Source organism: Marinobacter salexigens (genome assembly GCF_002806945.1).
Lineage (GTDB): Bacteria > Pseudomonadota > Gammaproteobacteria > Pseudomonadales > Oleiphilaceae > Marinobacter > Marinobacter salexigens.
Genome location: NZ_NIHC01000001.1, coordinates 350,283 through 364,741, shown reverse-complemented (window position 1 = coordinate 364,741; position 14,459 = coordinate 350,283). Strand labels below are relative to the sequence as shown.

Below are 14,459 nucleotides of genomic sequence, written 5' to 3'. Positions count from 1 at the left end.
ACAAAAGAACTGGCGCTACATGCCAGTTTTTTTACGCCTGCCGCACACCAAACCAAGCGCTTGCTTGGCAGCTGGATTTGCGTGACACTATGGCCTGCCAATTACAAATACAGAGGTGTTCCAACGTGTCCAGCTACTTCAATGAAACCCATGAACAGGCACGCATGAGCGCGCGCAAATTCATTTCAACGCATGTTCTTCCTAATATCGATGAGTGGGAAGAAGCCGGCGAATTTCCCCGCGAGATCTACAAAAAAGCCGGAGATGCTGGCTTGCTGGGTATTGGTTTTCCTGAGGCTTTTGGCGGCGTGGGTGAAGGGGACATTTTCCTGAAAGTAGCTGTTTCTGAAGAGCTGATGCGCTCAACATCGGGCGGCTTTGTTGCCAGCATTGGCTCCCTCGACATTGGCTTGCCACCCGTTGCCAAGTGGGCCAAAAAAGAAATCCGGGAGCAGATCGTCCCCTCAGTTTTGAGTGGCGATAAAATTTCTGCGCTGGCGATCACTGAGCCGGGCGGAGGTTCCGACGTAGCCAACCTGAAAACCCGTGCTGTAAGAGACGGTGACCACTACATAGTGAACGGCAGTAAAACCTTTATCACCAGCGGCACCCGGGCCGACCATTTCACGGTAGCCGTGCGCACCGGTGGCGAGGGCCACGCCGGCATCAGCCTGCTGCTGATCGACCGCGATATGCCCGGCTTCTCCAATGGCAACAAACTCAAAAAAATGGGCTGGTGGGCCAGTGACACCGCTGAACTTTTCTTTGAAGACTGCCGAGTGCCTGCAGACCGCCTGATCGGGGCAGAGAACGCCGGCTTCATTGCCATCATGAGCAACTTCCTCGCTGAGCGCCTGAGCCTGTCCATCATGGCCTACATGACGGCACAGCTAGCATATGAAGCAGCCATGGATTACGTAAAACAACGCCAGGCATTCGGCCGCCCGGTTTCCGGTTTCCAGGTGACTCGCCACAAGCTGGTCGACATGGCCACCCAAATTGACGTGGCTCGTGAATATACCTACCGCTGCGCGGCATTAATGCAAGCCGGCAAAAATCCGATCAAACAGATCGCCATGGCGAAAAACTTCTCTGTGGATGTCTGCGAAAAAGTCACTCGCGAGGCTGTCCAACTGTTCGGCGGCATGGGTTTCATGCGGGAATCCGTGGTGGACAGGCTGTACCGGGACACCAAAATCCTGTCGATTGGCGGCGGAACCACCGAAATCATGAAAGAATTGATTGCCAAACAAATCCGGCTGTAGGCTTCGGGAACTACTAGTTCCGGCCTACACCAAGGCCTGGACTGCCCTCTGGGAACCTTGCCCGAAAACGTGGAGCGCCAAGGATGGCGCGACCGAGCCCTACAGGGAGGTATTTACGGGCGTTTTTCGGGCAAGGTTCCCAGAGGGCAGCTTACACCCAACCCCCTCAACCAAGGTTTAGTTTCGAATGCCTGCAGAGTCCCGTATAATTGCGCTTACTTTTCCAGCACAGTTAAACGAACCTAACGTATCAGGAAGGAACTCTCATGCAATTCAGCAACATTCCCGCAGGCAAAAACCCACCGGAAGACATCTACGTAGCCATCGAAATCCCGGCTAACAGCTCCCCGGTCAAGTATGAGCTCGACAAAGACATGGGCGCCTTGCTGGTCGACCGTTTTATGGCTACTCCTATGTTCTACCCGGCCAACTACGGGTTCATCCCCCACACTCTGGGCGACGATGGCGACCCACTGGACGTTCTGGTTGTGACGCCTTACCCGCTTCAGGCCGGCTCAGTGATCCGCTGCCGCCCGGTAGGCGTGCTGAACATGGACGACGAAGCGGGCGGTGACGCCAAGCTGGTGGCAGTACCTCACAAAAAACTGACCAACTCGTATATGGATGTGCAGGAAATCGACGACCTGCCGATTCTGCTGCGTGACCAGATCCGCCACTTCTTTGAAAACTACAAAACTCTTGAGCCAGGCAAGTGGGTCGAGGTAAAGGGCTGGGACAACGCTGCCGCTGCCAAGCAAGCCATTGTCGATTCAATCAAGGCTTACCAAGGCTGATCCAATCTGAAGAAAGCAAAAAACCGGGCCTTAGCCCGGTTTTTTTATGCCTGCATGGAGCTCACTAACCCCGTGACAGAAGATCCCGCATATCGCTGATTGCTGCGTTGGCACGGGAAAGATAAGCCGCCATGGTCAGCGAGTGGTTCGCCAGAACGCCAAACCCGCTACCGTTAAGGATAACCGGGCTCCACATTTCCCCCTGGGCACCCTCGAGTTCAATAATTACCTGCTTAACACTGGAAATGGCATTCTTGTCCTGCAACACCTTGCGGAAATCCACTTCAATGGCGCGGAAAATGTGCAACAGCGCCCATGAACTGCCTCGAGCCTCATAAAACACATCGTCTATCTTGGTCCAGGGCGTTTTTATATCGCTGCCACCGGTTTCCTCTATAAGCGGATTGTCTGAATCCACATTGGCCACCGCATCGGATACAGACGCTTTGCCAACACTCTCCCCAAGGGTGCGAGAAAGGCTCCCCAGGCGTGTTTCCAGATCAGCCAGCCAGTTACCCAGGTTGTCAGCCCTGGCAAAAAACTGAGCGTTGCTTTGTTCCGGGCTGGAAAGACGATCAAGATAACGCTTCAGCGCTGCAATGCCACGACGATATTCTGCCTCCGTTGAAGGAATGGCCCAACTGCCGCTATCAAAGTGGAACTGCGGTTCCGCTATGATCAAATCCGGGTCTTCAGCAGACTGACTCTGGGAACGGCTTATATCCTTTCTCATGGCACGTGACAGGTCACGCAATTGAACCAGCACGCCAAATTCCCAGCTGGGCTGGTTGTCCAGCCATATCCCCGGAGGGAATATATCGTTGGAAAGATAGCCGCCAGGCTTGTTCAAAAGCGTTTCGGCTATGCGAATCATGGTTACGGTTGTAGCAAAGCCTGTTACCGGTTCCCGCTGCATCTCATTGGCTACCGCCCGGGTGTGCTCACGCACAGAGAATGTCTCGGGCTCACTACTCCAATAAATCCCCAGTACCACTGTCACCAATAGATAGACCAACAAGACCAACGCTACGAATTTCCCAATGACACCGGAATTGCCAAAATAATCCTGGGCGTCCTCTTTCTTGTCTCTGAAATACTGTCTGAATTTGCCTGGCATATTACATTAAGCCCCTTGTCTGTTAATTGACTGTGCAAATGGTCTGTATGGATCCTAACCTATGGTGCCGCCTATATACACACCACAGAATTCACAAACAATTACATGGTGCAACTTACACCGACAACTCTAAACACTATAGACTCCAAAAACAGACTAAAGTTGGGCAAACGTCCGTATAGTAGCCGCAAAGGACGGCCCATGATTGGAAGAGGCAGCCCAGATAAGAATGAGCGACGCAAGCCAGAAAGAAAAACTCAGGCAGCACTTTGCACGCCGTGTGACAACGCAAGCCCGGGTTGTACTCGACACTTGGCAGAACATCCACACCAGCAGCGGATCCTTTCCCGCGCATCGTGAAGAACTTCTGTCCGCGTCTGACAAGCTGGTACGTTATGCACAACGATTTGAAATGTCAGACCATGCCAATGCGGGCACTAAGATTCTCGAAGCTCTAAGCAGCTGGTCACCTGAGACGGCGCCGGGCGACGCTACCCATCAAAAGCTCCAGGATGCATTTGATGCGCTCGCCCGAAATACCCTCAGGCGCAACGATCACCACAACGCAGAAGCCCCTCACCAGTTCCGACGTACTCCGGTATATATCGCGCTCGACAATGCCGAGATGGCCAGCAGACTGATTCGCCAGCTGGAGTACTTTGGCTTCCGTGCTGCAGCCTTTGATTCTGCAAAGGAACTGATCGACGCCTGCGCCCTGCACAAGCCAGAAACCATCCTTATGGATGTAAATTTTGGAAACGGCGGGAATACCGGCATAGCCACGATAGAACACCTTCAGGAACGGCACGACACACCGGTCCCGATTATTTTTATGAGCGATGAGGACGGCACTATACAAACCCGCCTCCGCGCCTCCCGCTGTGGCGGGGAGGAGTTCTTCTACCCGGCTGTAGATCCGGGCCAGCTCATAGAAAAGATTGAAACCTATACCCACAGCAACACCGTGGAACCCTATCGGGTACTGGTTCTGGATGACTCCAGAGCACAAGCAAAATTCATGGAAACGGTTCTCAAAAAAGCGGGTATGACCGCCCATATCATTACCGACCCCATGGAAATCATTCACGCACTGGACACTTTCTCGCCGGAAATCATCATCCTCGATATGTATATGCCCGGCTGCACCGGCATGGAGATTGCGCGGGTGATCCGTCAGCAGGATCGGTTTCACAGCGTGCCAATCATCTACCTGTCAGGAGAGGAGGATGTCACCAAACAGCTGCACGCCATGAGCCTGGGCGGCGACGACTTCCTGACCAAGCCCGTAGACCCCAAGCATTTGATTGCAACTCTCCATAACCGTGGCCGCCGCGCCCGCTCACTCCTGGCACTGATGATTCGCGACAGCCTCACCGGGCTGTACAACCACACCCACACACTGCATTTGCTTGATCAGGAAATCGTACGTGCACAGCAAAAGGGCCAATCTCTGTGCTTTGCGATGATCGACATTGACTTCTTTAAACAGGTAAATGATACCTACGGACACCCCATCGGCGACCGCGTTATACGCAGCCTTTCAATGTTTCTCAAACAACGTCTGCGTAAAACCGACCATATTGGCCGCTTCGGTGGCGAAGAGTTCGCCATCATTCTTCCAGATACACGGCCAAACGACGCTCGCAATGTTCTCAATGAAATCCGTGAACGCTTTGCAGAACTCCGGCAACCCGCAGGGGGCACAGAGTTTAATGTAACCTTCAGCTGCGGCGTCGCTGCTTGGGATAACGACCCCTCCCACACCTTGTGCGAGCGCGCGGACCGCGCGCTCTATAAATCCAAAGCACTTGGCCGCAATTGCGTCACCCTGGCAGATAGCTGACCAATTGAGCCCCCTGACCGAGCAGTCCTCGCAGGGTGTCCGTATGAAACCATCGTCGTATAGAAGTCCCTCCCTCCGTTAACGACAATGATTAATATCGACAAAACGATCGCACTGCCCCTTCCGACTTTTTTATCGTGACCATTAGCCGGCATAGAGCATTGTCAAAAAGTGTTGATCTGAAGAATAAAAGCACACACCATGGGTGGAAAATGCCGTTATATTCGGTGATCCTGTACATAAAGAGATAAAGGCAGACACAACCATGTCGACAATTCTTGTGCTCCATGGCCCAAACCTCAATATGCTTGGCACCCGCGAGCCAGAGGTTTATGGCCACGAGACACTGGCAGATATTGATGACCGGTTGCGCCAGCAGGCCACGCAGGAAGGCCACCATCTGTTGCACCTGCAATCAAACGCCGAATACGAACTGATTGAGCGGGTTCACGAAGCGCGGGCTGAAGGCGTGGATTTCATCATTATTAATCCCGCCGCATTTACCCACACCAGCGTTGCCCTGCGGGATGCAATACTGGCCTCGGAAATTCCGTTCATAGAAGTACATCTTTCCAACGTGCATGCGCGGGAAGCCTTCCGCCATCATTCGTATTTTTCTGATATCGCCGAAGGCGTTATCTGCGGATTAGGCAGCCAAGGGTACGAACTCGCCCTTCAGGCTGCCCTGCAAAAAATTCACCGATAGACCTGATAAAACGGGATTGGACTGACTATGGATATTCGCAAAATCAAGAAACTGATCGAACTGCTCGAAGAATCTGACGTCGAAGAGCTTGAGATTCACGAAGGCGATGACTCAGTACGCATCTCACGTCGAAGCGAACAGGCTTCGGGCACACAATTTATCAGCGCCTACGCACCGCCACCGACACAGTACGCTCCGGCCCCGGAAACACCCGGACCCGTCGCACAAGAAGACAGCACCACGCAAGCTTCGTTTGACGGTCATGCCTTGCGCTCACCCATGGTTGGAACCTTCTACCGGGCGCCATCTCCCTCTGCAGACGTGTTTGTTGAGGTTGGCCAAAAGGTAAAAGCCGGCGATGTAGTCTGCATTGTTGAGGCCATGAAAATGATGAACCAGATTGAAGCCGACAAGAGCGGTACGGTGACTGAAATCCTGGTTGAAAACGGTCAGCCTGTAGAGTTTGACCAGCCTCTGTTAATCATTTCCTGAACCGGGTGATAGCTACTCATGGCCATGTTAGAAAAAGTTCTGATCGCAAACCGGGGTGAAATCGCCCTCCGGATCCTGCGTGCCTGCAAGGAGCTCGGCATAAAAACCGTCGCGGTACACTCACAGGTTGACCGCGACCTGATGCACGTGCGCCTGGCCGACGAATCTGTCTGTATCGGCCCCAACAGCCCTCTGGAAAGTTACCTGAATATTCCGGCGATTATCAGCGCCGCCGAAGTAACAGATTCCGTGGGTATACATCCGGGCTACGGCTTTCTTGCGGAAAATGCCGACTTCGCGGAACAGGTCGAGAAAAGCGGCTTCCGTTTTATCGGACCCAAAGCCGAGACCATCCGCCTGATGGGCAACAAGGTATCCGCCATTAACGCGATGATTCGCTCTGGCGTTCCTACTGTGCCCGGTTCGGACGGCCCGCTCACCGAAGACGACGACCGCACGTTGGAAGTCGCTCGCAAAATCGGCTACCCGGTAATGATCAAGGCAGCCTCGGGCGGCGGCGGTCGTGGCATGCAGGTGGTTCACTCCGAAGCCGCATTGCTCAAGGCCGTACAGATCACCCAGACCGAGGCCCAGAATGCCTTTGGCGACCCAACGGTTTATCTGGAAAAGTTTCTTGAAACCCCCCGCCATGTTGAAGTTCAGATTCTGGCCGATATGCATGGCAATTGCATTCATCTGGGTGACCGTGACTGCTCGTTCCAGCGCCGTAACCAGAAGGTGATAGAAGAAGCGCCTGCTCCAAATATTGACGCGGAAGCCCGTGAGCGCACTCTGAAAGCCTGTGTAGATGCCTGCAAAGAGATCGGCTATGTCGGTGCCGGCACTTTTGAGTTCCTGTATCAGGACGGCGAATTCTTTTTCATTGAAATGAACACTCGCGTCCAGGTGGAACACCCCATCACGGAAATGGTAACCGGTGTTGATGTTGTTCGGGAGCAGCTGCGTATTGCCAGCGGCCTCCCTCTTCAGTACAAGCAGGAAGATATCCAGATAAGGGGCCATGCAATGGAGTGCCGCATTAATGCAGAAGATCCCGACACGTTCGTACCAAGCCCCGGCAAGGTGAAGTATTTTCACGCCCCCGGTGGTTATGGTGTGCGTGTGGACTCTCACTTGTATAGTGGCTATACGGTTCCGCCGTTTTACGATTCCCTGATTGCCAAACTGATCACTTGGGGCGACGATAGACAGGTAGCTCGCAGGCGCATGAAGATCGCACTGGACGAGTTGCTGGTTGAAGGTATCAAGACCAACCAGCCTCTACATCGGAAACTGATACGCGATGGTGGCTTTAAAACGGTAGACTTCACCATCCACTACCTTGAAAAACTGATGCGGGACTAACCTCCTGCATCATATTGCAGGAAGACCTATGCCCTGGATACAACTTCAGATCCCGGCTGATCCTGAAACAGCGGACCAGCTTGAGGATCTGCTTATGGAAATGGGCGCAGATGCCGTTTCCATGGAAGATGCCGCAGACCAACCTCTTTACGAGCCCGACCCTGGCACCACACCCCTGTGGAGCCAGACGACGGTTACCGGGCTTTTTCAGGCCGACCGTGACATCGAGCAGCTGTGCACAGACGTCCGCGACGCCTGGCACCAGCAAACCCAACAACCACTCACCGACATTGATGTCACCCTGGTGGAAGATAAAGACTGGGAGCGGGCCTGGATGGACGACTTTCAGCCGCTGCAATTCGGCGAGCGCCTTTGGATAGTGCCGAGCTGGCACCAGGCACCGGACCCGAATGCTGCGAACCTGATGCTGGACCCGGGCCTGGCCTTTGGCACCGGCACTCACCCCACAACCGCTCTCTGCCTGGAATGGCTGGATGGAGCAGATGTAAAGGGTAAACAGGTTACCGACTACGGGTGCGGCTCCGGCATACTCGGCCTGGCAGCCTTGTTGTTGGGCGCAAACCATGTTGTCGGAGTAGATACTGACCCTCAAGCCCTGGAAGCAAGCCTGGAAAATGCCCGTCGCAACGGTGTGGATGAGGCCAGGCTGGATCTGTATCTGCCAGGTAGTGAGCCTGACACCAAAGCCGATGTGATGCTGGCGAACATTCTGGCGCAACCCCTGATAGACCTTGCCTCTCATTTGGCTGCGCTAACGAACCCTGGAGGCGACCTGGTGCTTTCGGGCATTCTTTCGTACCAGGCCCGCGAGGTAATGGCGGCCTATGAGCCCTGGTTTATCATGGACGAACCGACACAGCGCGAAGAATGGATACGCCTCACAGGACGGCGCAACGACAGATGACGAAGACTGTCTTAAAGACTAAACTCCCAAACTCCTAGTTCAGTCGCTTTCAGGAACGAAGCATGTCCCAGAGTAGTCTGCAGACCGAATGCCCGAAATGTCATACCCGCTTCCGGGTAACCGATGAGCAACTTGGCATTGCCAGGGGCAAGGTGCGCTGTGGACACTGTATGGATATCTTCAATGCAATTGAACACGAGATAACTGGCACCGCCAGTAGCACGCAAAAAGCACCCTCTGGTGCAGAAGCCCAAAAGCCATCAGAGGGTACCCCACCAGACAAACCCGCCAGCGGCTTTGAAAGCGACTCAACGGAAGACGACTTTATCTTTGCGGACAATCCCGAGGAAGACGCTGCGGAAGGCCGGTATGCCGGTACCAAGCTGACATTCTCGGATGACGAGCTGAGCGACAGCTTTCGTAATTTTGACGACCGGGATACCCCGGCACTCGATCCAGCCGACGACGACAGCCTCTCCGGAGACATTGATGAAAGCTGGGCAGAGGCCATTCTTTCCGAGGACACTGCTCCCACCGAGAAGGCAGAGACCCCGCCGAAAGCAGACTCTCAGCCAGAAGAGGCGCAGCGGGACACGCAAGCTGCACCAAAAGCTCAGCCAGATATTTTGCCTGAGCATGAGGATTCCGGCATAACACCAACAGAAAATTCCAGGGAAGACCAGCAAGACGATACGCAGGGTTTTTTCGCTGATGAACAACCCGACCCCGGCCTTGAATCCTTTGCCACCGACGACCCTGAAGTAAAATCACGTTCTGAACTCCAGCATAAAAGCGAGCCGTTTACGGCAAACGCACTCTTTGGCGACCTCAGACACGACCCGGTATCAACAGGTAGTGGCAAAAAAAGCTGGCTGCGCACGCTGACCTGGTCTCTCATTGTGCTCGGTCTTGTCGGCGCTCTGGTCGCGCAGGTCGTGTGGTTCCAGTTCGATCGGCTGTCGGCAATACCGGAATTGAGGCCATTTTATGAAAAAGGCTGCGAATTGGCGGGTTGTGAACTAAAGCCCCTGATCAACGTTGAAGCCATTCAGAGTCGCAAACTAGTCGTTCGCACCGACCCGAAAAACCGAAACCAGCTGGTGGTGGATGCTGTAATCATCAACCGGGCAAACTTTCAGCAGCCCTTTCCGGCCATTGCACTGACCTTCTCCAACCTCAATGGGGACGTAGTTGCCCACAGCATCTTCACCCCCTCGGATTACCTGGCAGACAAAGCCAAAGAGCTTGATACCATGCCTGTAGAAACCCCTGTTCGCATTGCTATCAGCATCCGCGATCCGGGACGCGATGCAGTAAATTACAATATAGCGTTCCGCCCCTACACGCCCTGAATCTGCCTGCCGCCGGCAACCCGGCAGGCACTTCACACCACACCGTGTAGCACAAATGTCAACCAAAAAGAGTGAAAAATAATCAGCTTTTTCGCTCCCCTGCCCCTTCAATCAAAGTGCCCCCGGCGGTATCATTAGCGCCCTTCGGAGCTGATACCGGTTATTTATTGAACAACCGCATGTTCCGACTTTTGCTCAACCTGCTGTGATACGGATTCAAACCATGTTGCCGACGGCAAAAATCGGGCCGTACACCTTGCCCAATCCGCTGATTGTCGCGCCCATGGCGGGCGTTACAGACCGCCCCTTCCGGCTACTATGCCGAAAAATGGGGGCAGGCCTGGCAGTCTCGGAAATGGTTATCGCAGACAGCAAACTCTGGCATACGCGCAAATCCAGAACCCGCATGGACCATGCCGGGGAGCCAGAGCCAAGATCCGTACAAATCGCCGGCGGCGACCCGGAAATGCTGGCCAATGCAGCAAGGCTCAACGCAGAATCTGGCGCCCAGATTATTGATATCAATATGGGGTGTCCGGCCAAGAAAGTGTGCAACAAGGCCGCTGGTTCAGCGTTGATGAAAGATGAAAGCCTGGTCAGAGATATTCTGAATGCTGTGGTCAGTGCAGTTGATATCCCCGTTACGCTAAAAATGCGTACTGGCTGGGATCAAGACAGTCGTAACGCACTGACCATTGCCCGTATGGCCGAGGATAGCGGCATTCAGGCATTGGCGATTCATGGTCGTACTCGTGCTGACAAATATAAGGGCGATGCCGAGTACGACACTATTGCTCAGGTCAAAGCCAGCGTTGGCATCCCGGTTTTCGCCAATGGCGACATCACATCGCCGGAAAAAGCCCGCATGGTATTAAAGCATACGGGTGCCGATGGCCTGCTTATAGGCCGCGCTGCCCAAGGCAGCCCATGGATCTTCAGGGAAATTCTTCATTTCCTCGAAACCGGCCAGCACCTGCTGGCACCTCCGCTGGACGAAGTAGAAAAGATTTTAAGCGAACACCTGGTCGCCCTGCACAGCTTTTACGGCGAGCTTATGGGCGTGCGTATTGCCAGAAAACACGTGGGCTGGTACTTGCAGACCCACGACCCGGACAAACAGTTCCGCAGTCGCTTCAACGCGCTCGACACCGCGCTGGAGCAGAAAGACAGTATCCGACAGTATTTTTCAGGTTTACGAAATGGAGAGGAATTCGCAGCATGACCGCTGAGACTTTGGTAAATAGCCCACTGAACACCCCGGCCAACGATGATGTTCACCAACTGCAAACAGTGAACAGCAGCGGCAACACCGTTACCCTGCGGGATAACGTTGAAGTGGCCCTGAAAAACTATTTCGCTCAGCTTGATGGCGCCCCCGTAACTGAGGTGTATCAGCTTGTGCTCTCTGAAGTAGAAGCACCGTTACTCGAGCAGGTAATGAAGTACACTCGCAATAACCAGACCAAAGCATCGACCATGCTCGGCCTGAACCGCGGAACCTTGCGCAAAAAACTGAAGCAGTACGGACTGCTATAATCGAGACACCCTGACTTGAAGAGGGCCTCCCGGATACCCTTCGCGAGGCCCTTGTTCGTTCACCCCTAGTGAAGAATGTGACCCCATGGCAAACCAGGCTAATACCCCCGTCCGCCGCGCACTGATCAGTGTCAGTGACAAATCCGGCATCATCGAGTTCGGGCGTGCCCTAGCAGGCCGCGGTATCGAACTGCTCTCCACTGGAGGCACCTTCCGCCTTCTGAAAGACAACAACGTTCCCGTTACTGAAGTCTCTGACTACACCGGGTTCCCGGAAATGATGGACGGCCGGGTAAAAACCCTGCATCCGAAAATCCATGGCGGCATTCTCGGTCGTCGCGGCACTGACGACGCAATCATGGGCGAGCATGGCATCAACCCGATTGATATGGTTGTGGTGAACCTCTACCCGTTCGAATCCACAGTCGCCAACCCGGATTGCGATCTTGCTACCGCAATTGAGAACATCGACATTGGCGGCCCAACCATGGTTCGCGCTGCTGCCAAGAACCACAACGATGTGGCCATTGTGGTTAACGCATCTGACTACAGCCTCGTTCTGCAAGAGCTGGATGACAATAATGGTCAGCTCAGCCACGCCACGCGCTTTGATCTGGCTGTTAAAGCCTTTGAACACACTGCAGGTTACGATGGCGCTATCGCCAACTACCTGGGTGGCCGCACCGCCGATAACGACAACGCCGACTTCCCTCGCACGTTCAATGCCCAGTACGTAAAAGTGCAGGACATGCGTTACGGCGAAAACCCGCACCAGCGTGCTGCCTTCTATGCTGAGCGCGACCCGAAGGAAGCCAGCGTTGCCACGGCAAAGCAGCTTCAGGGTAAAGAACTGTCCTACAACAATGTGGCAGATACTGACGCCGCTCTGGAATGCGTCAAGCCATTTGCAGATCCGGCCTGTGTAATCGTCAAGCACGCAAACCCCTGTGGTGTTGCGATTGGTGCAGACATTCTACAAGCCTATGACCTGGCCTTTGCTACCGACCCCACCTCCGCATTCGGAGGCATCATTGCCTTTAACCGCGAGCTGGATGCACAAACAGCCAAGGCGATTATTGACCGCCAATTTGTTGAAGTGATTATCGCACCAACCATCGCCCCTGAAGCAGTGGAACTGGTTGCCGCCAAAAAGAACGTACGGCTTCTGGCCTGCGGCGAAATAAATGGTGAGCGCGCCAAGTCCATGGACTACAAGCGCGTAACTGGCGGCCTTCTGGTGCAGGATCGCGACCTCGGCATGGTTGCAATGGAAGACGTAAAAGTTGTAACCAACCGCCAGCCCACCGAGCAGGAGCTGAACGACCTGCTGTTTGCCTGGGAAGTGGCCAAGTACGTTAAATCCAATGCTATTGTTTACGCCCGAGCTGGCCGCACCATTGGCGTTGGCGCAGGCCAGATGAGCCGCGTGTACAGCGCCCGGATTGCAGGCATAAAAGCTGCCGACGAAAACCTGGAAGTGAAAGGTTCGGTTATGGCTTCAGATGCCTTCTTCCCCTTCCGGGATGGCATTGATGCCGCCGCCGAAGCTGGCATTACTGCTGTAATTCAGCCCGGTGGTTCCATGCGGGATCAGGAAGTGATTGACGCTGCTAATGAGCACGGCATTGCCATGGTGTTCACGGGAATGCGTCACTTCCGGCACTGACGAAAACTCTTTTATAAAAGTACAGGGCAACGAGATATGAATATTCTGGTAATCGGCAGCGGCGGGCGCGAACACGCTCTGGCCTGGAAGGCAGCCCAGTCTCCGGATGCGGATACGGTTTTTGTAGCTCCAGGCAATGCGGGCACCGCCCACGAGCCGGGTGTTGAAAACGTCAACATAGATGTGCTGGATATTGAAGGCCTGGCTAAATTTGCGTCCGAGAACAGCGTTGGCCTGACCATCGTTGGCCCCGAAGCCCCCTTGGTGGCCGGTATTGTGGATCTTTTTGAAGAGCGCGGTCTACGCGTATTCGGCCCCAGCGCCGACGCAGCTCAGCTCGAAGGCTCGAAAGCCTTCACCAAGGATTTCCTGGCTCGCCAGAAAATCCCCACCGCAGGCTACGGCAATTTTACCAACGTAGACGAAGCCCTCGCTTACGTTCGCAAACAGGGTGCCCCGATTGTGGTCAAGGCCGACGGCCTTGCTGCAGGCAAAGGCGTTATCGTAGCAATGACCCTTGAAGAGGCCGAAAACGCCATCCGTGACATGCTGGCAGGCAACGCATTTGGCGAGGCAGGCAGCCGTGTCGTGGTTGAGGAGTTTCTTGACGGCGAAGAGGCAAGCTTCATTGTGATGGTCGACGGGGAAAACATTCTGCCCATGGCCACCTCACAGGATCATAAGCGCGTAGGCGACGGCGACACCGGCCCGAACACTGGCGGCATGGGTGCATACTCTCCTGCGCCTGTGGTAACCCCTGAAGTGCACAAGCGCATTATGGATGAGGTTATCTACCCAACTGTGCGTGGCATGGCTGCAGAAGGTTTGCCATACAAAGGTTTCCTGTACGCTGGTCTGATGATAGACGCCACCGGCGCGCCTAAAGTGATCGAATTCAACTGCCGCTTTGGTGACCCGGAAACCCAGCCGATCCTGTTACGCATGAAATCGGACATTGTTGCCCTGTGCCAGGCCGCTATCGACGGCAAACTGGATGAGTGCAGCTCGGATTGGGATGAGCGCGCAGCTGTCGGCATAGTGCTGGCTGCAGGCGGCTACCCTGGTGACTATAACAAGGGCGACGTTATTTCCGGCTTGCCAGAAACCGAAACCGAAGGTGAGAAGGCATTCCATGCTGGAACCAGCCTGGGGCAAGATGGCGCTGAGGTCGTCACTAATGGTGGCAGGGTACTTTGTGCAACGGCTCTGGGCAATAGTGTTACCGAAGCCCAGAAGAAGGCATACGCACTAGCGGACAAGATTCGCTGGAATGGCGTGTTTTATCGTAAAGACATTGCCTACCGAGCCATTGCCCGGGAAAAATCGTAACGACGCTCTGCAAGAAGAAGCCCGGCCAATGACCGGGCTTTTTTTATGGCGTAATCTAACGGCATTCGC

General features: G+C 54.4%; 13 protein-coding genes. 12 read left to right on the top strand and 1 reads right to left on the bottom strand.

Annotated features, from left to right (window positions below; all coding sequences use genetic code 11):
• Positions 1-89: 89 nt before the first annotated feature.
• Together CDH47_RS01660 and ppa are read left to right on the top strand one after the other, a co-directional pair.
• Positions 90-1,265, top strand: coding sequence for an acyl-CoA dehydrogenase family protein (locus CDH47_RS01660; RefSeq protein ID WP_193601565.1), 1,176 nt, complete (start codon positions 90-92; stop codon positions 1,263-1,265).
• 266 nt (positions 1,266-1,531) lie between these two features.
• Positions 1,532-2,059 carry an inorganic diphosphatase gene (ppa, locus tag CDH47_RS01655; protein WP_100638087.1) on the top strand — a complete coding sequence of 176 codons (528 nt, stop codon included), beginning with the start codon at positions 1,532-1,534 and terminating at the stop codon, positions 2,057-2,059.
• A gap of 64 nt (positions 2,060-2,123) precedes the next feature.
• Here the strand turns inward: ppa and CDH47_RS01650 are convergent, their stop codons facing one another.
• Positions 2,124-3,176: a DUF2333 family protein gene (locus CDH47_RS01650; RefSeq protein ID WP_100638086.1), complete on the bottom strand. Its 1,053-nt coding sequence runs from the start codon at positions 3,174-3,176 to the stop codon at positions 2,124-2,126.
• A 229-nt stretch (positions 3,177-3,405) separates the two neighbouring features.
• Between CDH47_RS01650 and CDH47_RS01645 the strand changes: the two genes are divergently transcribed.
• The 10 genes from CDH47_RS01645 (at position 3,406) to purD (ending at position 14,390) form a co-directional block, all read left to right on the top strand.
• Positions 3,406-5,019 (top strand): diguanylate cyclase, encoded by a 1,614-nt coding sequence (locus CDH47_RS01645; RefSeq protein WP_100638085.1) that lies wholly within the window; start codon positions 3,406-3,408, stop codon positions 5,017-5,019.
• A gap of 265 nt (positions 5,020-5,284) precedes the next feature.
• Complete coding sequence (gene aroQ, locus CDH47_RS01640) at positions 5,285-5,725, top strand: type II 3-dehydroquinate dehydratase (protein ID WP_100638726.1); 441 nt, start codon at positions 5,285-5,287, stop codon at positions 5,723-5,725.
• 27 nt (positions 5,726-5,752) lie between these two features.
• Positions 5,753-6,217 (top strand): acetyl-CoA carboxylase biotin carboxyl carrier protein, encoded by a 465-nt coding sequence (accB, locus tag CDH47_RS01635; RefSeq protein WP_100638084.1) that lies wholly within the window; start codon positions 5,753-5,755, stop codon positions 6,215-6,217.
• An 18-nt stretch (positions 6,218-6,235) separates the two neighbouring features.
• Positions 6,236-7,582 (top strand): acetyl-CoA carboxylase biotin carboxylase subunit, encoded by a 1,347-nt coding sequence (accC, locus tag CDH47_RS01630; RefSeq protein WP_100638083.1) that lies wholly within the window; start codon positions 6,236-6,238, stop codon positions 7,580-7,582.
• A 28-nt stretch (positions 7,583-7,610) separates the two neighbouring features.
• Complete coding sequence (gene prmA, locus CDH47_RS01625) at positions 7,611-8,507, top strand: 50S ribosomal protein L11 methyltransferase (RefSeq protein ID WP_100638082.1); 897 nt, start codon at positions 7,611-7,613, stop codon at positions 8,505-8,507.
• A 62-nt stretch (positions 8,508-8,569) separates the two neighbouring features.
• Positions 8,570-9,859: a DUF3426 domain-containing protein gene (locus CDH47_RS01620; protein ID WP_100638081.1), complete on the top strand. Its 1,290-nt coding sequence runs from the start codon at positions 8,570-8,572 to the stop codon at positions 9,857-9,859.
• Positions 9,860-10,085: 226 nt separating this feature from the next.
• Positions 10,086-11,081: a tRNA dihydrouridine synthase DusB gene (dusB, locus tag CDH47_RS01615; protein WP_193601564.1), complete on the top strand. Its 996-nt coding sequence runs from the start codon at positions 10,086-10,088 to the stop codon at positions 11,079-11,081.
• Positions 11,078-11,395, top strand: coding sequence for a DNA-binding transcriptional regulator Fis (gene fis, locus CDH47_RS01610; protein ID WP_100638079.1), 318 nt, complete (start codon positions 11,078-11,080; stop codon positions 11,393-11,395). The genes dusB and fis overlap by 4 nt, the downstream gene beginning before the upstream one ends.
• An 85-nt stretch (positions 11,396-11,480) precedes the next feature.
• On the top strand, positions 11,481-13,061 hold the full coding sequence (gene purH, locus CDH47_RS01605; protein WP_100638078.1) for a bifunctional phosphoribosylaminoimidazolecarboxamide formyltransferase/IMP cyclohydrolase: 1,581 nt from the start codon (positions 11,481-11,483) through the stop codon (positions 13,059-13,061).
• 36 nt (positions 13,062-13,097) lie between these two features.
• Positions 13,098-14,390 (top strand): phosphoribosylamine--glycine ligase, encoded by a 1,293-nt coding sequence (gene purD, locus CDH47_RS01600; RefSeq protein WP_100638077.1) that lies wholly within the window; start codon positions 13,098-13,100, stop codon positions 14,388-14,390.
• Positions 14,391-14,459 lie beyond the last annotated feature (69 nt).

Coding starts and splice junctions, on each gene's coding strand:
- CDH47_RS01660 (WP_193601565.1), top strand. CDS start 90: ATGGCCTGCCAATTACAAATACAGAGGTGTTCCAACGTGTCCAGCTAC.
- ppa (WP_100638087.1), top strand. CDS start 1,532: ATGCAATTCAGCAACATTCCCGCAGGCAAAAACCCACCGGAAGACATC.
- CDH47_RS01650 (WP_100638086.1), bottom strand. CDS start 3,176: ATGCCAGGCAAATTCAGACAGTATTTCAGAGACAAGAAAGAGGACGCC.
- CDH47_RS01645 (WP_100638085.1), top strand. CDS start 3,406: ATGAGCGACGCAAGCCAGAAAGAAAAACTCAGGCAGCACTTTGCACGC.
- aroQ (WP_100638726.1), top strand. CDS start 5,285: ATGTCGACAATTCTTGTGCTCCATGGCCCAAACCTCAATATGCTTGGC.
- accB (WP_100638084.1), top strand. CDS start 5,753: ATGGATATTCGCAAAATCAAGAAACTGATCGAACTGCTCGAAGAATCT.
- accC (WP_100638083.1), top strand. CDS start 6,236: ATGGCCATGTTAGAAAAAGTTCTGATCGCAAACCGGGGTGAAATCGCC.
- prmA (WP_100638082.1), top strand. CDS start 7,611: ATGCCCTGGATACAACTTCAGATCCCGGCTGATCCTGAAACAGCGGAC.
- CDH47_RS01620 (WP_100638081.1), top strand. CDS start 8,570: ATGTCCCAGAGTAGTCTGCAGACCGAATGCCCGAAATGTCATACCCGC.
- fis (WP_100638079.1), top strand. CDS start 11,078: ATGACCGCTGAGACTTTGGTAAATAGCCCACTGAACACCCCGGCCAAC.
- purH (WP_100638078.1), top strand. CDS start 11,481: ATGGCAAACCAGGCTAATACCCCCGTCCGCCGCGCACTGATCAGTGTC.
- purD (WP_100638077.1), top strand. CDS start 13,098: ATGAATATTCTGGTAATCGGCAGCGGCGGGCGCGAACACGCTCTGGCC.